The sequence below is a fragment of the Pseudoxanthomonas composti genome (genome assembly GCF_004122095.1).
Taxonomy (GTDB): Bacteria; Pseudomonadota; Gammaproteobacteria; order Xanthomonadales; family Xanthomonadaceae; genus Pseudoxanthomonas_A; species Pseudoxanthomonas_A composti.
Genome location: NZ_SAWZ01000003.1, coordinates 252,478 through 271,976 on the forward strand (window position 1 = coordinate 252,478; position 19,499 = coordinate 271,976).

Consider the following 19,499-nt stretch of genomic DNA (forward strand, 5'->3'; position numbering starts at 1 on the left):
GGCGTACTCCTCATGGACGTGCGCCTGCCAGCACATGCTGGTGCAGGCGCCCGATGGCGTCGTGGGCCGAGGTGATGGCCCCTTCCATCCACGCCGGGATGTAGGAGGCGTGCTCGCCCGCCAGGGCGATGCGGCCATCGATCTGGCACAGGTTGTCGTAGTGCTCGGCGCGGGTGTCCTCGGTCCAGCGGCCGGCGCAGCCCTGGGTGAAGGGCACGCGGTGCCAGGCCACGGCGATGCCGTTGTCGAATTCGGCGCGGTACTGCGGATGGATGCGGCTGCCGTACTCCAGCGCGGCCTCGATACGCTGCTCCGGCGTCATCGAGGTCAGCTCCACCGCGCCCTGGCCGCCGGCATACGCACCCAGCAGCACGCCCTTGCCATCGCTGAAGTAGTCCGTGGCCGGATAGGCGATGCTGCGGATCGGCGTGTCGGTGTAGCTGATGCCGCCATAGATGCGCTCGTCCTGCTCCCAGAAGCGGCGCTTGAACTGCAGGCCGACCTTGACCGAGGCGTTGTAGGGCACGGCCGAGATCGCCGCTTCCATCTTCGGCCCGACGTTGATCGGCAGCTGGCTCAGGATCGACAGCGGCAGCGTGCACAGGCACCAGTCCGCGCGCTCGGTCAGGGTGCTGCCCGGTGCGGCCAGGTCCTCGTAGGAGACGGTGACGCCGCTGGCATCCTGGCGGATCTCGGTGATCTTGCTGCGATAGCGGATCACCTCGCCCAGGGCCTTGCCGAAGGTCTTGCCGATCATGCCCATGCCGCCGACCGGCTGGAACATGGTGGTCTGCATCTCGTAGTTCTCGCCGGCCACCAGTCCCGACCACGCATCGGCGCTGAGCATGTCCTGCAGCGTCAGCGGCTGGGACGGGATCGGTCGCGCGCTCAGGCCGCCGCCCGGGTCCTTTTCGAAACCGCGGCGATTGCTGCTGGCCGTGCCCTTGACGTAGCGGTGGTCCTTGCCCAGCGCGCCCCAGCTGCGCAGGCCTTCCAAGAGCTTTTCGCGGTCCTCGCCGGTGACGGCGGCCTCCAGCGCGTTCTGCTGGATCGCCTTGGACAGCAGTTCGGCGATATGGCCCTGGGCATCGGCCTTGATAGTGCGCAGCCGCTGCGGCTTGCCGCCGAAGGCCTGGCTGTTGTGCAGGAAGGCGTTGTAGTTGACCTGGATGAAGGGCTCCAGCTTGACCCCCAGCATCTTGCAGGTGTCCAGCACGGCGTGGTGGTGGTACGGGATGCGCCAGGGGCCGGGGTTGAGATACAGCCCCTTGTCGAACCGGCAATGCTGGGTGGCGCCGCCGAGCTCGGTGTAGGTGTCCCCGCCGTACAGGCTCCAGTTGCGGCCGCCGGCGCGATCGTTGTACTCCAGGATCTTTACCTTGTAGCCGGCCTTGCGCAGCTCCCACGCCGCGGTCATGCCGGCCAGCCCCGCACCGAGGATCAGCACCGAGGTGCCGGCCCTGGGGCGTCCTTCCAGCTTGATCGGACCGGTATAGCTGGACTCGGCGGCGAAGCCGAGCTGGATCATCGCCTGGTACATGGCCGCACCACCGGCGCTCAGGCCGATCATGCGCAGCAGTTCGCGGCGGCTGGGCGAGGGATTGGAAGCGTCTGGCATTGCGGTCTCGTGTTGCGGCGTGATCGTGCAGCGCGGTGTCGTCGGACCGGACGCTGCGGCAGCGGCATGCGTCGTGCGGCCGCGCAGGTTGCATCCTCGCGCGTGCGCGGCCACCGCATGGCCGGCGCGAGGGGTGGGGCCGGCGTGCGTGGGTAGTGCCGGGATGGTTGCGATTGAAAGCAGGAAGGCGCGCCGCGCGGCTTGCACGATGGTCACGCGACAGGCGTCGCACACGCCCACGATGCGCGCTTATGCTGCGGCGACCTTTCCCGCGCTGGAGTCTTCGATGGCCGCTGTCCGTCTTGCCTTGCTGTCCCTGCCGCTGTTGCTGTGCACCGCCGCTGCGGCGCAGGCCGCCGAGGTGAAGCGTCATCTGGATCCGGCCGGCAAGTCCTCCATCGCGCGTGCGGTCGAAGTGCCCGCGGACAAGACGGTGATCTATCTGAGCGGCGCTGTCCCCGGCGTTTCCGATCCCAAGGCGCCGAAGGATTCGCTGCAGGCCTACGGCGACACCAAGACGCAGACCCTGAGCGTGCTGGCGCAGATCGACAAGCAGCTCAAGTCCTTAGGGCTGACCATGGGCGATGTGGTGAAGATGCAGGCCTTCCTGGTCGGCGGTCCGGAGACCGGCGGCAAGATGGATTCGGAGGGCTATCGCGCCGCCTATGCCGAATACTTCGGCACCCAGGCCCAGCCCAACCTGCCGGCGCGCTCGACCCTGCAGATCGCCGGCCTGGCCAATCCGGCCTTCCGCGTGGAGATCGAGGTGGTGGCCGTGCGCCCCTGAGTGCGCGGTCCGCGGCCATGTGCGTGGCGGTCGGCCACGGCCGCTGCCTGCCCGCTGCCCGCCGCGGGCAAACTTGCCTTTCACGACGCCCAGCGGCCAAGCTAGGCCCCTGATGTGCTCCGCGCAGCATGCTGCGGAGCGGTTTCCAGGGAACTTGCTACGACATGTCGGCCGTCATCCATGCTCCGTCCGCGCCCGCGGTCCAGATCACCTTGGGCGTGGGCGATCCTGCGCGCCTGATCGCCATCGACCGCGGCCAGCCCATCGATGTGGCCACCTTCCACGCGCATGTGCGCGGTGTCGCGGCCCTGCTGCCGCACGGCCAGCACGCGGTGAACCTGTGCGAGAACCGCTACCGCTTCATCGTCGCCCTGTGCGCGGTGGCGCTGCGCGGGCAGATCACGCTGCTGCCGCCTTCGCGCGCACCGGCGGTGGTGGCCGAGGCGATGGCGCGCCACGCCGATAGCTGGGCGCTGGGCGATGAGGCCATCGAGCAGGCGCCTGCGCGCTACCTGCGCCTGCCCGAGACCCTGCCGATGGCTGATGGTCCGGTCCCGCAGGTGCCGCAGGATGCGCTGGCCGTGATCGGCTTCACCTCCGGCAGCACCGGCCAGCCCAAGCCCTACCCCAAGACCTGGGCCAGCTTTAGCACCAGCAACCAGCAGAATCTGCGCGCGCTGGCTTCGCTGTGGGCCGGGCAGGTGCCCAGCGTGGTGGCCACCGTGCCGCCGCAGCACATGTACGGCATGGAGCTGTCGGTGGTGATGCCGCTGCTGTCCGAGGTGGCCATCGATGGCGGCAGGCCGTTCTTTCCCGGCGATGTGGCCCAGGCGCTGGCCCAGGTGCCGGCGCCGCGGCTGCTGGTGACCACGCCGGTGCATCTGCGCGCGCTGGTGGATTCGGGTGTGCAGCTGCCGCCGCTGACGGCGATGGTCTCGGCCACCGCGCCGCTGTCCCAGGAACTGGCCCAGGCGGCCGAGGCGCGCTTTGCCGCGCCGGTGATGGAGATGTTCGGCTCGACCGAGACCTGCATCTTCGCCCACCGCCGCACCGCCATCGACACGCACTGGACGCCGCTGCCGAGCGTGCGCGTGATCCCGCAGCCCGACGGCAGCCTGGTGCAGGCCGCGCACCTGCCGCAGCCGGTGCCGCTGGCGGACCTGATGGAAGTCGAGCCCGACGGGCGCTTCCGCGTGCGCGGCCGCCAGGCCGACATGCTGGAGATCGCCGGCAAGCGCGCCTCGGTAGGCGATCTCACCCGCCGCTTGCTGGCTATCCCCGGCGTGCGCGACGGCGTGATGGTGCAGCTGGAGCAGGCCGACGATGTCGGCGTGCGCCGCATCGCCGCGCTGGTGGTGGCGCCGGAGCTGGACGAAGCCGCCATCCTGGCCGCGCTGCGCCAGGGCGTGGATCCGGTGTTCCTGCCGCGGCGCATCCGCTTTCTCGGCGCGCTGCCGCGGGCCGAGACCGGCAAGCTGCCGCGCGCGGACGTGTTGAAGCTGCTGGACGCTTGATCGCCCGGCGGCGCTGGCCGTGGTCACCCCTCACCGACAGGATGTCGCCCATGCACCGTCGTCGTCTCGCATCGATTCTCGTAACTGCCGTGGTCCTGGGCCTGGTCGCCACTAGCTCGGCCTGGCTCGGACGACGCAGTGCGCTGAACCAGCCCGCGGCGCGGCCATCGCCCGAGCTGCCTGCGGCGGCGAATGATGCGCCAACGCCGGCCTCGCGCATCGGCCCGGACCAACCCGCCCGCGCTGCCGTTGCCCGTGCGCCGCTGCCGCCGCAGGACACGCCGCTGCGCCTGATCCAGGCCGAGCTCACCGCCAGGGCGCATGACGGCGATGCCGGGGCCGCCTGCAGGCTGGCCGCCGAGCTGCAGCGCTGCGAGCAGGCTGAGCGCGCGCTGCGTGTTTACGATCGGTCCCTCCAGCGCAAGAGGGAGATTGTCGACCTGCTCCATCCCTCACAGCGCGAGAAGTCCAGGAGGGAGCTGGACCAAGACGAAGTGACGACGGGGCAGCGGTTGCTGCGGGAAGCGGAGCGCTGCGATGGCAGCAGCCCCGTCGGGGACGCTGAGCGCATTGCCTATTGGCGTCAGGCGGCCCTGGCAGGTCGCCCTGGCGCATTGTTGGTATACGGCACAGGCAATGCCTTCCAGTGGCACGATTTCATGGATGTCCTGCCACAGTTGCAAACCTACCGTCAGGAGGCCGAGCGATTGATGCTGCGGGCCGCCGAGGCCGGGGATCTGCGTGCCTTGCTCGCATTGGGGAACGCCTACACACCCGACGATGAATCCCGCTCACGCAGCATGTTGGCGCAGTCCGTGAAGCCGGATGCAGCGCGGGCTTTCGCGCTGCACCAGTACATCGAAGCCGCAATGGCGGGCGCGCGCCAGAACCTGCCCCAGCATATGCGCGAGAAGATGTCCGAAAAACCGCTCAAGAGGCTCGATGCGATGCTCGATGCCCATGGCCGGGAGCGGGCCAATCAGCTCCTGAGCCAGTGGCAGCGTGAATGGAAGCGGCCCACGTGGCCCGAACACGCGCCCGGTGCGGCCATCGGATCGCAGGGGCAGGCGCCGTACTTCATCGGGTTGGAATGTGGCGAGTAGATCGCCACAAGCACCTCACCCATGCACGCCATCGATCTCCACCGCCAGCTCGCGGCGGCAGATCGCGGCGTGCAGGAGCATGCGCGGCACGCGCTGGCCGAAGCGCTCGTCCAGCGCCTGCGCCACCGTGGGCAGGTCGTCGGCATCGCGCACGTAGACCTTCAGGCGCGTGCTTTCGCCGAAGGCCAGCGGGAGCGCCGGCGCGTGCTTGCGCGCCGATTCCAGCAGTGCATCGAAGTTGAGCAAGGTCTCGCGCAACTGCGCCAGCAGCTGGCCTGCATGCAGGGTCTCGTGGCCGACGATGCTGGCCGTGCCCGACAGCAGCAGCGGCATGTCGCTGCCGGCCGGCGGCACCATCGCGCGGGCGAAGCTGGGGGACTGCGGGCCGTACTGGCGCGGATAGCGGTAGGCGCTGATCTGCCGCGGGTTCTCCACCGGCGTGCCGGCCTGGCGCGCGGCCAGCCAGTAGACCTGCAGGGTGCGCACCTCGTCGCTGCGGCCGATGCCGGTGGCCGCGGGCAGCTGGTGGTCCTCGAAGCGGCCCAGGCCACGGGCGCGGCCCACGCAGAACTCGCGGTAGCGCTCGCGGTCGCCCTCGCCCAGGGTGATGCCGCTGAGGTAGTTCCACATGCGCAGCAGATGCGGGGTCTGGCTGCCGCGGATGAGTTCGGACAGCGCGCCGTAGGCCAGCGCGGCCGCTTCCTCGATGCCGATCTTGCGCTCGTCCACCTCGATCACGCCGAACTGCAGCTCGCCGTCGGTGGCCCAGGCGATCTCGCCGGTGCGTCCGGCATGCACCGGGCGCGTGGTGCGCCAGACTTCCAGCATGCGCGGGCCATAGGGCTGCAGCGGCACGCGCAGATAGCGCGGGTCCTCGTGCACCGGTGCATCGCTGCCGAAGCCGAACACCGCCAGCACGCGCGGGTCCTCCAGCAGCGTGGACGGCGCGGTTTCCGGAACGTAATCCACCGTCAGGTGCGGGGGCAGGGCGGCATCCACCGCATGCGGTTGGCTCACGAACGATCTCCTTGCAAGGTCTCTCCGTCGAAGCGCGCGCGGCGCTGGCGACGGCGATGCAGCCAGGCCCGCCAGGCCTTGGGCGCCATCAGCGTCGAGGCGGTGAAATACAGCGCGCGGAACACGCGCAGCCGGCGGGTGACGGCCGGCGCGTCGAACACATCGCCGGCCAGCATCGCCACCACCGCGTTCTCCACCTGCAGCACGTTGCGCGGATTGGCGAACAGGTGGCGCATGGCCGGCGAGGTGAAGCGATAGATGAACCACTTGAACTCATCCAGCCCGCCGACCAGATGCTTTTCCAGCGTGCGCCGCAGCGCCGGCTCACGGGCGGGCTCGCGCAGCGCGGCATCGACGGTGGCGGCGGCCTGCTCGGCGCCGTGCATGGCCAGGTACACGCCGGAGGAGAACATCGGATCGACGAAGGCGTAGGCATCGCCGACCAGCAGCCAGTTCGGCCCGCCCATGCGCGTGCATTCGTAGGCGTAGTTGCCGGTGGCGTGCACTGGCGCCACCCGACGCGCGCCGGCCATGCGTTCGTTGGCTTCCGGATTGAGCGCGATCGTGCGGCGCAGGAAGGCTTCGCTGTCGCCGTGACGGGTCTTCATGTAGTCGGGAAAGCACACCACGCCCACACTCATCACCTCATCGCGCAGCGGGATCAGCCACATCCAGCCATGCCGATGGCGGTAGATGCTGATGTTGCCGGCATCCTCGCCCGGCCGGCGGGTCACGCCCGTGAAATGGCTGAAGATCGCCGCGGACTGGTGCCGCGCATTCTTGCGCTTGAGCTTGAGCTTGCTGCCCAGCACGGTGTCGCGGCCGCTGGCGTCGAGCAGGTAGCGCGGCTGGAACACGCGCGTGGTGCCTTCCTGGCTTGCCTGCACCACCGGTTGCGTGCCCTGCATGGCGACATCGCTCACGCGCACGCCCTCGCGCGCGTCTACGCCGGCGGCGCGGGCGTTGTCGAACAGGATCTTGTCGAACTCCTCGCGCCTGACCTGGAAGGCGTAGTCGGCCTTGGCGCCCAGCGCATGGGTGAAGCGGAAAGTGTTGTAGCCGCCGGTGTCGGCCGGGAAGTCCGCGCCGAGCTTGAGCACGCCGACCTGGCGCACCTGCTCCAGCACGCCCAGGCGCTCCAGGATCGGCATGTTCATCGGCAGCAGCGATTCGCCGATGTGGAAGCGCGGGTGGTGGTCCTTTTCCAGCAGGGTCACCTGCCAGCCCTGGCGGGCCAGGAAGGTGGCCGCGGTGCTGCCGGCCGGGCCGCCGCCGATCACCAGGACATCGGGGCGCTCGATCTGCGCCGCCGTCGGCGCAGCGGCCGCTGGCGGGGCGACGGGGTCGGCGATGGCTGCGGTCATCCGTGGAACCTGGTACGAAAGTGGTGCGAAAGGCGGCCATGATAGCGCCAGCGACCCGTGCCCGAGCTTGCGCGTCAGGCGCCGATGCACCATCGTGTCGCACCTTTTCATGCTGGGGAGCCCCGTCGATGTCCGCGCAAACCGCCGCCGAAACCGAACTGGCCGAGCTGCTGGTCGAAAGCCTCAACCTGGAAGACGTCCAGGCGAGCGAGATCGACCCGGAAGCGCCGCTGTTCAATACCGGCCTCGGTCTGGATTCGATCGACGCGCTGGAACTGGCGCTGGCCATCAGCAAGCGCTACGGCTTCCAGCTGCGTTCGGACAACGACGAGAACCGCCGCATCTTCGCCTCGCTGCGCGCGCTGACGGCGCATGTCCAGGCCAACAAGACCGTCTGAGGCGCCGCAGGCGGCATCGGCGCCGGGCTGGGTCTTCCCGCTCGCGCTGGTGCTGGCCATCGCCTATTCGCCGCTGGCGCACTGGGCCAATGCCAGCGGCCGGCCGGAGCTGGCGGTGCTGGCCGCCGCCTCGCTGGTGCTGATGGTGCTGGCCGAGCCGCTGGCGCGCTGGCGGCCCTGGGCCTGGCTGCTCACCGCCGTGCTGCTGGCCGCGCTGGCGCCGCTGTGGGATTCGCCGCGCGCGCTGCTGCTGCTGGCCGCCCCGCCGGTGGTGTTCACCGGCTGGGTCGGGTGGTTCTTCGGCCGCAGCCTGCTGGCCGGGCGCACGCCGCTGATCACCAAGATCGTCCAGGCCCTGTACCTGCAGGCCGGCCAGGCAATCACCGCAGAACAGCGCCGCTACACCCGCCGCCTGACCGCGGCCTGGGCCGGGCTGCTGTTCGCGCTGGCCTCGCTGTACCTGGTGCTGGGCCTGTGCGCGGTGCCGAGCGGGGTGCTGATGCAGCTGGGCCTGCGCCCGCCGCTGGCGGTACCGGAAACCACCGCCTCGCTGGTGGCCAACCTGCTCGGCTACGGCGTGATCGGCGGCTTCTTCCTCGGCGAATACCTGATGCGCGGGCGTTGGTTCCCCGAGCGTCCCTACCGCAACCTGCCTGACTTCCTGCGCCAGATGGCGGCGCTGGGGCCGGCGTTCTGGCGCGATCTGCTGCGCTGAGCCGGTGCGGACGGGGAAGTTTCTGACACGCCATGACGTACCGGACACACGCCGTGGCAGGTATCCTGTCACGGTGCAGACAAGGACCGACAACCTGAACGCGACAGGGGCCTGGACGCCCACGCGCATGGCCTGGCAGGCGCTGAACCTGCTGCAGCTGGCGTTTACCCTGGTCTGGACGGCGGCGTGGATCGTGGTGGCACTGGCGCTGCTGCTGGTCACGCGGCGTCCGGAGATCTCCCTGCGCATGGCCGCGCGCTGCTGGGCGCCCGGTCTGCTGATGGGCGGCAACGTGCGCCTGCAGGTGGAAGGGCGCGAGCGCGTGGACTGGTCGCGCCCGCACCTGTTCGTGTCCAACCATCAGTCGGTGATCGATATCTGCGCGCTGTACATGGCCGTGCCGGTGCCGCTGCGCTTCCTGTTGAAGGACGAAATGCTCAAGGTGCCGTTCGTGAACTGGTACGCCCAGGCCACCGGCATGCTGTTCCTGGACCGCGACAGCCGCCGCGCCGGGGCGCTGGTGCGGCGCCAGGCCGCGCAGCTGCTGCGGCAGGGCCAGGACCTGTGCCTGTTCCCCGAAGGCACTCGCAGCCGGACCGGCGAGCTGGCGCCATTCAAGGCCGGGCTGTTGCAGGCCGCTATCGATGCTGGCGTGGAGGTCGTGCCGGTGGCGCTGGACGGGGCGGGCAAGGTGTTGCCGGTGGCAGGACTGTTCCGTGCGCGCCCGGGCGTGATCCGGGTCCGCCTGGGCAAGCCGATCCCGGTGATGACAGCGTCCGGCCCGGTGAGCCGGCAGGACCTGACCGACCAGGCCCACGCCGCGGTCCGCGCCATGCTCGAACCCCGTCTTTAAGAGTCGCTGTCGATGTCCGTCGTCTCCTGTTCCAGCTTCACCGTGCCCCTGGATCATCCTTGCCTGCCCGGCCATTTCCCCGGCCGGCCGGTGGTGCCCGGCGTGGTGGTGCTGGACCACGTGCTGCAGGCGCTGGAAGCGGCATGCGGCCCGCTGCGCGGCGGCCTGCGCCTGCCGCAGGTGAAGTTCCTGCAGCCGCTGCTGCCGGGCGAGCCGGCGCAGATCGTGCTGGAAGGCGCCGCGCCGAAGTGGAAGTTCAAGGTGCAGCGCCAGGACACCTTGCTGGCCAGCGGCGAGCTGCAGGCGCAGGGCGTGGCGGCATGAGCACGGTCTGGAAACAGCGCCCGGAGGGCGGCAACCGTTTCGCCATGTGGCTGCTGCGCGCCATCGCCTGCCACGGCGGGCGCGGCCTGGCGCGCGTGCTGCTCTACCCGATCACGCTGTACTTCATGCTGGTGCGCGGCCCCGAGCGGCGTGCCTCGCGCGCCTATCTCAGCCGCGTGCTCGGCCGTCCTTCCAGATGGATGGACACCGCGCGCCACATCCACTGCTTCGCCTCGGTGATCTTGGACCGGGTGTTCCTGCTCAGCGGGCGCATGGACCAGTTCCAGGTCGAGGTCAACGGGCTGGACCAGCTGCACGCGCAGATGGACAAGGGCCAGGGCGTGCTGATCTTCGGTTCGCACCTGGGCAGCTTCGATGCGCTGCGGGTGCTGGCGCAGGAGCGCCCGGACGTGCAGGTCAAGGTGGTGCTGGACAAGGCGCAGGCGCCGGCGATGACCGAGCTGCTGGGCGCGCTGAACCCGCAGCTGGACCAGTGCATCATCGATGCCTCCATGGACAGCACCTCGATCGTCATGGCGATCAAGCAGGCCGCCGACGATGGCGCGCTGGTGGCCCTGCTGGTGGACCGCACGCGTCCGGAAGAGCCGGCCCTGCCGGCGCAGTTCCTGGGCACCCAGGCGCATTTCCCGACCTCGCCCTGGCTGATCGCCGCCGCGCTGAAGGTGCCGGTGGTGCTGGCCTTCGGCGTCTACCACGGCCGCGCGCGCTACTCGCTGTCCTTCGAGACCTTCAGCGAGAAGCTCGAGGTGTCCCGGCGCAACCGTGCCTCGATCCTGGGCGAGCATATCCGCCAGTATGCGCAGCGGCTGGAGCACTACACCCGCCTGACGCCCTACAACTGGTTCAACTTCTACGATTTCTGGACAACCAAGCATGTCGATGCGACGCACGCTGCCGTGGATGCTGACGCTGCTGTGCAGCGCCGCACCGCTCTCCGCCGCACCGCCTGAGACCGTCGAGGCAGGCTGGGTCCTGCAGAAGATCGCGCGCCCGGCCCCCGTCTCCACCGCCTTCGTCGAACTGCGCGGCTCGGCCCTGCTCAAGACCCCCCTGCGCCTGGAAGGGCGCTACGCGCGTCCGGACAAGGACACGCTGGTGCGCCAGGTCACCTCGCCCTACCACGAGACCACCACCATCCGCGGTGGCGAGGCCACGCTGGAACGCGAAGGCAAGGCCAAGCGCACCTTCTCGCTTTCGCGCGTTCCGGAGCTGGCCGGGTTGCAGCGCAGCTTCGGCGCGCTGCTGTCCGGCGACCAGGCCCAGCTGGCGCAGCACTACACCATCACCGCCGCCGGCCCGACCGCGCAGTGGCAGCTGAACATGCTGCCCAAGGATTCCGAACTGTCGCGGCAGGTGCGGCAGATCCAGCTCTACGGCCGCGGCGCCGAGCTGCGCTGCATCGAGACCAGCCCGGTCAAGGGCGATGTGCAGCGCACGCTGCTGGCGGGCGCGGCGCGCGATGCCACCGGGGTGCAGGCCTTGCCTGCGCTGATCGCCCTGTGCCGCGGCACCGCGTCCTGAGCGCGGCGCGCCGCATCTGTGTCCCGATGGTCCTGAGTCCGTGCGCATGCTGACACCGCGTCGCCGTATCGTCTTCGCGCTGGTCTGGCTGGCCGTGCTGGCAGGTGCGGCCTGGTGGCTGGGCGCCACCCTGCAGGTCTCCGGCGACCTGCGCAAGTTCATGCCGCAGGCGCGCACGCCGGCGCAGCGGCTGCTGATGGACGAGCTGGGCGAGGGCCCGGGCTCGCGCCTGCTGCTGATGTCCATCGCCGGCAGCGACCCGGCCACCCTGGCCAGGCAATCGCGCCAGCTGCAGCAGGCGCTGGCGGCCAACCCGGCCTTCCAGTTCGTGGCCAACGGGGGCGAGGCCTCGCTGGATGCCATGCCCCGGGAACTGCTGCCGTACCGCTATCTGCTGACCGAGCGCTACGACCAACAGCCGCTGGGCGTGGAGGCGTTGCGCGCGGCCCTGGACGAACGTCTGCAGGACCTGGGCTCGCCGGCCGCCGCGATGGTGGAACCGATGATCCCCAGCGACCCGACGCTGGAAACGCTGGCCGTGGCCGAGCAGCTGCAGCCGGCCGGTGGTCCGCAGCAGCGCCAGGGCGTGTGGTTCGACAAGGCGGGCACCTCGGCGCTGCTGGTCGCGCAGACGCGCGCGGCCGGCTTCGACCCCACCGGGCAGGAACTGGCCGTGGGCGCGATCCACGCCGCCTTCGCCGCGATCGCCAAGGGCAGCGGCAGCCAGCTGGTGCTGACCGGGCCGGGCGCGTTCTCGGTGGAAATCGGCGGCCGCACCCAGGCCGAGGCGCAGTGGATCGGCACCCTGGACACCGTGGGGCTGGTGCTGCTGCTGCTGATCGCCTACCGCAGCTGGAAGATCCCGGTGCTGGGCGTGCTGCCGCTGGCCAGTGCCGGACTGGCGGGGCTGGCCGCGGTGGCGCTGCTGTTCGAAGGCGTGCACGGCATCACCGTGGCCTTCGGCTTCACCTTGATCGGCGTGGTGCAGGACTACCCGATCCACCTCTTCAGCCACCAGCGCCCCGGCCTGTCGCCGCGGCTCAATGCGCGCCTGCTGTGGCCGACCCTGGCTACCGGCGTGGTCGCCACCTGCATCGCCTATGTGACCTTCCTGTTCTCAGGCGTGGACGGGCTGCGCCAGCTGGCGGTGTTCACCATCGCCGGCCTGGCGACCGCGGCGCTGACCACGCGCCTGCTGCTGCCGGCGCTGATCGATCCGGCGCAGCGCGATTTCGCCGACTCGCCGCGCCTGGCGTGGCTGTGGCGGGCCATCGCGCGCCTGCCGCGTCCGCGCTGGACCCTGGCCCTGCTGGCGCTGGCCGCGGTGGCGGTCATTGCCCTGCGCCCGGGCGCGTTCTGGGAGAACGACCTGTCCAAGCTGACGCCGGTGCCGCCCGAGGCGCTGGCGCGCGATGCCCATCTGCGCGGCGAGCTGGGCGCGCCGGACGTGCGCTACCTGCTGGCGGTGCAGGCTGGCGACGAACAGGCCGCGCTGCAGGCGTCCGAGGCCCTGCGCGGGCGCCTGGACACGCTGGTGCGCGAAGGCGCCCTGGCCGGCTACGACATGTCCGCCCGCTACCTGCCCAGCGAGGAGCGCCAGCGCATGCGCCAGGCGCGGCTGCCGGACCCGCTGTACGCCGGTGCCATGCTGGCGCGCGCAACTGAAGGCTCGCCGTTCCGGCCGGAAGCCTTCGCTCCGTTCCTGGCCGACCTGGAGACGGCGCGCACCGCGCACCCGCTGCGGCCCTCGGACCTGGTCGGCACGCCGCTGGCCAGCTCGGTCCAGGGCCTGCTGCTGGACCAGGGCCAGCACGTGACCGCGCTGGTGTCCCTGGTCGGGCTGAGCCGCCCGGAGACGCTGCGCCAGGCCCTGCAGGGCACCGACGCGCAGCTGATGGATCTGAAGGAAGCCTCCGAATCGCTGGTCACCGCCTACCGCGGGCGCGTCCTGGGCGCGCTGGGCGTGGCGGCGCTGCTGCTGGCGCTGACCGTGGCCATCGCCCTGCGCGAGCCGCGCCGCATCGCGCGCGTGCTGCTGCCGATGGCCCTGACCACCTTGCTGATCGTGGCGGTGCTGCGCCTGTTCGGGGTGGAGCTGAACCTGTTCCACCTGATCGCCCTGATCCTGGCCGCCGGACTCGGGCTGGACTACGCGCTGTTCTTCGACCATGCCGGCGATGACCGCCACGACCAGCTGCGTACGCTGCATGCGCTGATCGTGTGCAGCCTGATGACGGTGCTGGTGTTCGCGCTGCTGGGCATGTCCAGCATCCCGGTGCTGCGCGCCATCGGCGTGACGGTGACGCTGGGGGTGGTGTTCAACTTCGTGCTGGCCCTGCTGGTCTCGCGCGAGCATGTCGAGGAGGACGCCCATGCAGGACCGTGAGGCGATCGCGCGGCTGATTCCCCACCAGGGCCTGATGTGCCTGTGGGAGCAGGTGGAGCAATGGGATGCCGCGCGCATCGTGCTGCGCAGCCACGGCCACCGCGATCCAGCGCATCCGCTGCGCTCCCAGGGCGTGCTGCGCGCGCTGCATCTGTGCGAGTACGGCGCGCAGGCCATGGCCGTGCACGGTGGCCTGCTGGGCCAGGCCAGCGGCGCGCCGGTGCGCCCGGGCATGCTGGTGGCGCTGCGCGCGGTGCAGCTGCACGTTGATTTCATCGATGACCTGCCCGGCGCGCTGCGCTGCCAGGCCGAGGTGCTGATGCAGTCCGAGGACAGCCAGCAGTACCACTTCCGCATCACTCACGAGCCCGGCTTTGGCACGGCCACGCTGCTGGCCGAAGGCCGCGCCTCGGTGATGCTGGGCGCGCCGACACCCTCTGAAGGAGACAGGGCATGAACCACAGTCCGCGACGCGCACTGGTGACAGGCGGCAGTGGCGATCTGGGCGGTGCGATCTGCCGCAGGCTGGCCGCCGACGGCTTACACGTGATCGTGCACGCCAACGGCAATCTGGCGCGGGCGCAGGCGGTGGTCGAGGCGATCGCGCAGGCCGGCGGCAGCGCCCAGGCGGTGGCCTTCGACCTGGCCGATGGCGAGGCCAGTGCGGCGGCAGTGGCCACATTGCTGGAACAGGGGCCGGTGCAGGTGGTGGTCAACAACGCCGGCATCCACGACGACGCGCCGATGGCCGGCATGCGCGCCGAGCAGTGGCATCGGGTGATCGACGTGTCGCTGCACGGCTTCTTCCACGTCACCCAGCCGCTGCTGCTGCCGATGGCGCGCACGCGCTGGGGCCGGGTGGTGTGCATCTCATCTGTGGCCGCGGTCATCGGCAACCGGGGCCAGACCAACTACGCCGCGGCCAAGGCCGCGCTGCACGGGGCGACCAAGTCCCTGGCGCGCGAGATGGCCAGCCGTGGCATCACCGCCAATGTCGTGGCGCCCGGGGTGATCGAGGGGGCGATGATCGGCGAAAGCTTTCCGCCCGAGGCGATCAAGCAGCTGGTGCCGGCCGGCCGTGCCGGCAAGGCCGGGGAAGTGGCCGCGCTGGTGGGCTTCCTGTGTTCGGATGCGGCCGGCTACATCAATGGCCAGGTGATCGGCGTCAACGGCGGCATGGGCTGAAGCGGCAGGGCGCATCGCTTTGCCGATGCGCGTCGCGGCCTTGCTCCGAAGGTGAGGCCGGACTGAAAGGCGAGAGTCGACCCTGTGGGAGCGGCTTCAGGGGTGACGCCAGGCCTTCAGGCCGCGCTCGAATACCAGCACGCCTCCAGCGACGCGCTTACCGTCGAGTCGTCCTGCAGCAGCGCGGTGATGCCGTGGTCATCGATGTCCGGGTGCGCCTGGCGCGCCTGCTGCAGCAGCTCGGCGGCCAGGGCGCCCATGCGCAGCACGTTGCGCTGCGCGCGCTGCAGGAAGGTGTCGGCGTCGGGATGGTCCTGCAGCTCGCCATTGAGCGCCCGGAACCAATCGATGTGGTACTGGTCCAGCAGGCGCCCGCCGGACTGCGGCTCGGCGGGGTTGCGCGCGCTCCAGTCGCGCAGCAGCGCCTGCACGGACAGGTTGAGGTCGCGCGCGCGCAGGAAGTCGGGCTTCAGGCGGCCGAGCAGGCCGATGTCGGTGATGTGCCCGCTGCAGTACAGCGGCGCCAGCAGCGACCAGTAGTAGGTGTAGTCCCAGATCACCTTCAGCGGCATGACCTGCGCATCGCCAAAGATCGGGTACTGATCCTGGTAGAGCGTCAGGGTGTTCTCGTAGAAGGAGAAATACAGCTGCTGGTACAGCTCGGCATGCGGGGCAAAGGACTTGCCGGCGCGGTCGCGGCCGATCAGCTCGCAGATGTAGGTGTTGGAGATGGCGATGAAATCGCTGCCCGGCGAATAGAACGGGTCCAGGAACACCCCGGCCTCGCCGGTCAGGGCCCAGCGGTCGGCCGAGAACACCTGCTTGCAGCCGTAGGAGAAGTTGCGCAGGAACAGGAAGTCCTGCAGCCGGTGCTCGCTGGCGTCCAGCGTACGCGCCACCTGCGGCTGGTGCTCGCGCAGCCAGGCCATGGCCTTGTCGTGGGTGTTCATCGTCTCCAGCGGATGCATGCGCGCATCGCAGACGATGCCCAGCGAATGGGCGCCGGAGGACAGCGGGATCAGCCAGAACCAGTAGCCCGGCCCGCACATGTGATTGGTCGAGCGCCAGCGATCGGGCGGGGTGCAGCGCTGCAGCCAGGACGGATCGGAGGACCAGCTGTTGGGGTCCACCAGCCCTTCCACCCGCCACCACACCGCATTGGCGTTGTGCGCATTGTCCTGGGCCAGGCCCAGCTTGCGCTTGAGCAGCCCGGCACGGCCGCTGGCATCGACCACCCAGCGCGCCTGCAGCGCGCCGGCCTGGCCCTGCTGCTCGAACCGCACCACGTGGTCGCCTTCCCCGTCGGCCAGGTCCACGCCGCGTACGCTGCAGCCATCGACGAAGCCCACGCCCAGGGCGCGCGCATGCTCACCGAGGTAGTTCTCGAAACGGCCGCGATCGATCTGCCAGGAAGGCGTGGGCAGCAGGCGGCTGACGCCCAGCTCGGTGCAGCGGTCGATGTCCTTGCGGCCATCGGAAAAGAAGAAGCGGAAGCCGAACTTGCGGATCTGCGCCGATTCCAGGTGCTCGCGCAGGCCCAGCACTTCGGCGAAATAGTGCGCCCCGATCTCCACGCTGGATTCGCCGACCTTGAAGGCGGCCTCGCGCACCGGATGCTGGCGGCGTTCCAGCACGGTCACGGCCATGTCCGGATCGCGCTGCTTGAGCTGGATGGCCAGGGTCAGCCCGGCCAGGCCACCTCCGGTGATGACGACATCGGCGCGCGTTGCATTCATGGGGCGGCGTGGTTTCGCGGCGAGGTGGACACGGTATCAAATTCGCCGGAAGGGTCGTCGATCAGCGGCGGGTGGGCGCGGGTGCGCCGGTATTCGCGGATCACATGGCCGTAGGCCCAGACCTGGGCCACCACATGCGAGGTGATCTTCCACAGGTCGCGCACCAGCCGGAAGTGGCTCTTGCGGAAGGTGCCCGGGGCTTCCAGGTGCATGTAGCGCGTCTCGATCGGCACGGCCACCACGCGCGCGCCGGTGCGGCGCGCGGCGGAGATCAGCATCTGCGCCTCGAACACGAAGCCTTCGCCGGCCACGTCCTGCAGCTCGAACACGGCCTTGGGATACAGGCGCTGACCGCTCTGGCTGTCCACCAGGCGGAAGCCGCAGCCCCAGGCGATGCCCCAATCGCCGAAGTCGTTGCCGATGCGGCGGATGAAGGGCTGGCTGGCGCGCTTGCGCAGGCGCGCGCCGACGATGACCGCGCCGGGGTGGCGGTTGGCCGCGGCGATCAGGCGCGGGATGTCGGCCGCATCGTGCTGGCCGTCGCCATCCATGGTGAGCACCGCCTGCGCGCCCTGGCGCCCGGCCTCGGCAAAGCCGCTGCGCAGCGCCGCGCCCTTGCCCAGGCGGCGCGGATGCCGCAGCACCGTAACCGGCAGGTCGGCGATGCGCTCGACCGTGTCGTCGTCCGAACCATCGTCGACCACGATCACCCGCGGGCAGTGCGCCAGGGCGTCGGCGACCACCTGGCGAATGCGCAGCGCCTCGTTGAGCGCTGGCACCACCACCGCGACATGGTCGGCGGTCAGCGTCGTGGCGCTCATGGCGCGAGTACCGTGCGCAGCGTGCTGTGCGCGCTTGCCTCCAGCACGCAGTCACCGCCCCCTGCCGCCAGGAGTTCGAACAGCGGCAGCATCGGCGCCATCGCATTGCCCGCGGCAAAGCGCTGCAGTGCGCCCGGCGGACTCGGCGTGCCGTCCGCTTCGATGGAGATGTGAAGGCGCGGGCCATCGCCGGCGCCGGTGAGCACCAGCGCGCCGCCCAGCAGGCCTTCGCTGCGCGAGACCCGGCCCAGCGGCCCGGTGGACTGGCTGTCGTAACCCACCACCAGCACCGCCTCGGTGCCGGTGGCGACCTGCACCATGGCCTCGATCAGGCCCTGGGCGAAGCTGCCGTGCAGGGCGCTGATGGCGGTGCTGGGGGCGTGCGTGCCGGCGCCGATGGTCCAGTAGCCGGCGGCGGCGTTGTGGACCGAGTTGTGGAAGCGGATCGGCGAGAGGCTGGTGGGGTCTTCGGCCAGCGTGCGGCACATGTAGTCGGTGATGGCCAGATCGCCGTGGGTGGAGGTGAACACTGAGGGCAGGGTGGCGATGTCGCGGCCGGCGGCGTGGCAGGCGGCCAGGGCCACCTCCAGCGCCACGGCGACCGTCTCAGGGGCCCGGCGGCGCTCGTTGGGCGCCAGCAGCTGCGGCGCCGGACGCGCAGGCGCGGACTCCGGCGTGCTGCCCTCGGCGATGAAGGCGCGGGCGGTCTCCCAGCTGGGCAGACCCTTGCACCAGAAGCCGACGCCCTGGACGTGTGCGGAAAGGACCTGGGCCATCATGCGCGGCCGAACACCAGCGCGCAGTTGTTGCCGCCGAAGCCGAAGGAATTGTTCATGGCGTACTTCACCGGGCGGGTTTCGGGCGCGAAGCGGATCTGCGGCCCGCAGGCCGGGTCGGGTTGCTCGCTGTTGAGTGTGCCGGGCAGCTGCCCATCGGCCAGCGCGATGAGCGCGAAGACCGATTCGACGATGCCGGCCGCGCCCAGGGTGTGGCCGGTCCAGGCCTTGGTCGAGGCCGCATGCAGGCTGGGCGGGAACAGCGCCGCCACCGCCAGGGCCTCGACCGAGTCGTTGGCCGGGGTCGAGGTGCCGTGCAGGTTGAGGTAGTCCAGCTCGCCCGCCTCGATGCCCGCGCGCGCCAGCGCATCGCGCATGGCCAGCTGCGCGCCCAGGCCCTGCGGATGCGGCGCGGACATGTGGTGGGCATCGCTGGATTCGCCATAGCCGCACAGCTGCAGGGCGTCGGCATCGGCGTCCTGCACGCGTTGCAGCAGCGCAAAGCCACCGGCCTCGCCCAGCGAAAGCCCGTCGCGGCGCGCATCGAAGGGACGGCAGCGCTGGGTGGACACCAGCTGCAGCGAGTTGAAGCCGAACAGCACGCTGCCGCACAGCGTGTCCACGCCGCCGACCAGGGCCGCATCGACCAGCCCGGTCTGGATCAGCCGCGCGGCCTGCGCGAACACCTTGGCGCTGGAGGAGCACGCGGTGGCCACGGTGATGCAGGGCCCGGCCAGCCCGGTGGCGTGCTGGACGAAGTCGCCCAGCGAATGCGGCGTGTGCACGATGGGGCGCTGCAGGTCCTCGGGGAAACACTCGCCCTGTTCGTCCTGCTGCAGCCGCGTGTAGGCCTCCTCGCTAGCGCCGATGCTGGACGTTGAGGTGCCCATCACTACGGCCACGCGGCCGGCGCCGTGGCGCTCGCGCGCAGCCGCCACCGCCTGGGCCATGCCGTCCTGCTGCAGCGCCAGCCAGGCCAGGCGGTTGTTGCGGCAATCCCAATCGGCCAGATGCGCTGGCAGCTGCACGTCCTCAACGCCCTCGACGCGGCCGATGTAGCAGGGCAGGCGCCCTTCGGGTCCGAAGTCGTTGGCGCGCAGGCCGCTGCGGCGCTGCTGCAGGCCCTGGCGCTGCGCCGACAGACCGGGGCCCAGGGCGGTGGTGGAGGTGAAATGGGTTACCGCCAGCGGCGTCATCCGGGGCAAGGATTGCGATGAAGGCACGGCGATGGCTTGCTCTGGGCGATACGGAGGAGGGCGAGTATAGCCATCGCCCTGCAGCGGTCATGTCGCGGCCGGCCGCCGCTGCGCGTGAACGCTGCGCCCGCGCCGCCGCGCTGCACGTTCAGTTGCGCGGGTAT

General features: G+C 70.4%; 19 protein-coding genes. 12 read left to right on the plus strand and 7 right to left on the minus strand.

What is annotated here, in order from left to right:
* Positions 1-10: 10 nt before the first annotated feature.
* Positions 11-1,618: a flavin monoamine oxidase family protein gene (locus tag EPA99_RS07605; RefSeq protein ID WP_129470608.1), complete on the minus strand. Its 1,608-nt coding sequence runs from the start codon at positions 1,616-1,618 to the stop codon at positions 11-13.
* Between the two features lie 286 nt (positions 1,619-1,904).
* Between EPA99_RS07605 and EPA99_RS07610 the strand changes: the two genes are divergently transcribed.
* The 3 genes from EPA99_RS07610 to EPA99_RS07620 all read left to right on the plus strand — a co-directional run bounded on the left by EPA99_RS07610 (position 1,905) and on the right by EPA99_RS07620 (position 5,022).
* Positions 1,905-2,405 carry a RidA family protein gene (locus EPA99_RS07610; RefSeq protein WP_129470609.1) on the plus strand — a complete coding sequence of 167 codons (501 nt, stop codon included), beginning with the start codon at positions 1,905-1,907 and terminating at the stop codon, positions 2,403-2,405.
* Between the two features lie 176 nt (positions 2,406-2,581).
* Positions 2,582-3,919, plus strand: a complete 1,338-nt coding sequence (locus EPA99_RS07615) for an AMP-binding protein (RefSeq protein ID WP_206733726.1) — start codon at positions 2,582-2,584, stop codon at positions 3,917-3,919.
* 50 nt (positions 3,920-3,969) lie between these two features.
* Positions 3,970-5,022, plus strand: a complete 1,053-nt coding sequence (locus EPA99_RS07620) for a hypothetical protein (protein WP_129470611.1) — start codon at positions 3,970-3,972, stop codon at positions 5,020-5,022.
* Between the two features lie 15 nt (positions 5,023-5,037).
* Here EPA99_RS07620 and EPA99_RS07625 read toward each other — a convergent pair whose 3' ends face one another.
* Both EPA99_RS07625 and EPA99_RS07630 read right to left on the minus strand, forming a co-directional pair.
* A complete protein-coding gene (locus EPA99_RS07625) occupies positions 5,038-6,039 on the minus strand; it encodes a chorismate transformation FkbO/Hyg5 family protein (protein ID WP_206733718.1) in 1,002 nt (333 codons plus the stop codon).
* Complete coding sequence (locus tag EPA99_RS07630; RefSeq protein ID WP_129470612.1) at positions 6,036-7,403, minus strand: NAD(P)/FAD-dependent oxidoreductase; 1,368 nt, start codon at positions 7,401-7,403, stop codon at positions 6,036-6,038. The genes EPA99_RS07625 and EPA99_RS07630 overlap by 4 nt, the downstream gene beginning before the upstream one ends.
* A gap of 128 nt (positions 7,404-7,531) precedes the next feature.
* Here EPA99_RS07630 and EPA99_RS07635 point away from each other — a divergent pair, with 128 nt between their 5' ends.
* The 9 genes from EPA99_RS07635 (at position 7,532) to fabG (ending at position 14,806) form a co-directional block, all read left to right on the plus strand.
* Positions 7,532-7,801 (plus strand): phosphopantetheine-binding protein, encoded by a 270-nt coding sequence (locus EPA99_RS07635; RefSeq protein ID WP_129470613.1) that lies wholly within the window; start codon positions 7,532-7,534, stop codon positions 7,799-7,801.
* Complete coding sequence (locus tag EPA99_RS07640) at positions 7,776-8,516, plus strand: COG4648 family protein (protein WP_129470614.1); 741 nt, start codon at positions 7,776-7,778, stop codon at positions 8,514-8,516. The genes EPA99_RS07635 and EPA99_RS07640 overlap by 26 nt, the downstream gene beginning before the upstream one ends.
* 127 nt (positions 8,517-8,643) lie before the next feature.
* Complete coding sequence (locus EPA99_RS07645; RefSeq protein WP_129470779.1) at positions 8,644-9,369, plus strand: lysophospholipid acyltransferase family protein; 726 nt, start codon at positions 8,644-8,646, stop codon at positions 9,367-9,369.
* Between the two features lie 12 nt (positions 9,370-9,381).
* A complete protein-coding gene (locus EPA99_RS07650; protein ID WP_129470615.1) occupies positions 9,382-9,693 on the plus strand; it encodes an ApeI family dehydratase in 312 nt (103 codons plus the stop codon).
* On the plus strand, positions 9,690-10,664 hold the full coding sequence (locus tag EPA99_RS07655) for a lysophospholipid acyltransferase family protein (protein WP_129470616.1): 975 nt from the start codon (positions 9,690-9,692) through the stop codon (positions 10,662-10,664). The genes EPA99_RS07650 and EPA99_RS07655 overlap by 4 nt, the downstream gene beginning before the upstream one ends.
* Entirely contained in the window at positions 10,588-11,235 is a 648-nt protein-coding gene (locus EPA99_RS07660) for a LolA-related protein (protein ID WP_129470617.1), read from the plus strand. The genes EPA99_RS07655 and EPA99_RS07660 overlap by 77 nt, the downstream gene beginning before the upstream one ends.
* A gap of 46 nt (positions 11,236-11,281) precedes the next feature.
* Positions 11,282-13,621 (plus strand): MMPL family transporter, encoded by a 2,340-nt coding sequence (locus tag EPA99_RS07665; protein WP_129470618.1) that lies wholly within the window; start codon positions 11,282-11,284, stop codon positions 13,619-13,621.
* A complete protein-coding gene (locus tag EPA99_RS07670) occupies positions 13,608-14,078 on the plus strand; it encodes a hotdog family protein (RefSeq protein WP_129470619.1) in 471 nt (156 codons plus the stop codon). Before EPA99_RS07665 ends, EPA99_RS07670 begins: the two co-directional genes overlap by 14 nt.
* Entirely contained in the window at positions 14,075-14,806 is a 732-nt protein-coding gene (gene fabG / locus EPA99_RS07675; RefSeq protein ID WP_129470620.1) for a 3-oxoacyl-ACP reductase FabG, read from the plus strand. The genes EPA99_RS07670 and fabG overlap by 4 nt, the downstream gene beginning before the upstream one ends.
* A 116-nt stretch (positions 14,807-14,922) precedes the next feature.
* On the opposite strand, the gene EPA99_RS07680 is transcribed toward fabG, so the two are convergent.
* From EPA99_RS07680 to EPA99_RS07695, 4 genes are read right to left on the minus strand one after another with little or no spacing between them, the layout of a single operon-like run.
* On the minus strand, positions 14,923-16,542 hold the full coding sequence (locus EPA99_RS07680; protein WP_129470621.1) for an NAD(P)/FAD-dependent oxidoreductase: 1,620 nt from the start codon (positions 16,540-16,542) through the stop codon (positions 14,923-14,925).
* Positions 16,539-17,363, minus strand: coding sequence for a glycosyltransferase family 2 protein (locus tag EPA99_RS07685; protein ID WP_129470622.1), 825 nt, complete (start codon positions 17,361-17,363; stop codon positions 16,539-16,541). The genes EPA99_RS07680 and EPA99_RS07685 overlap by 4 nt, the downstream gene beginning before the upstream one ends.
* On the minus strand, positions 17,360-18,142 hold the full coding sequence (locus EPA99_RS07690; RefSeq protein ID WP_129470623.1) for a beta-ketoacyl synthase chain length factor: 783 nt from the start codon (positions 18,140-18,142) through the stop codon (positions 17,360-17,362). The genes EPA99_RS07685 and EPA99_RS07690 overlap by 4 nt, the downstream gene beginning before the upstream one ends.
* Entirely contained in the window at positions 18,139-19,335 is a 1,197-nt protein-coding gene (locus EPA99_RS07695) for a beta-ketoacyl-[acyl-carrier-protein] synthase family protein (RefSeq protein ID WP_129470624.1), read from the minus strand. The genes EPA99_RS07690 and EPA99_RS07695 overlap by 4 nt, the downstream gene beginning before the upstream one ends.
* Positions 19,336-19,499 lie beyond the last annotated feature (164 nt).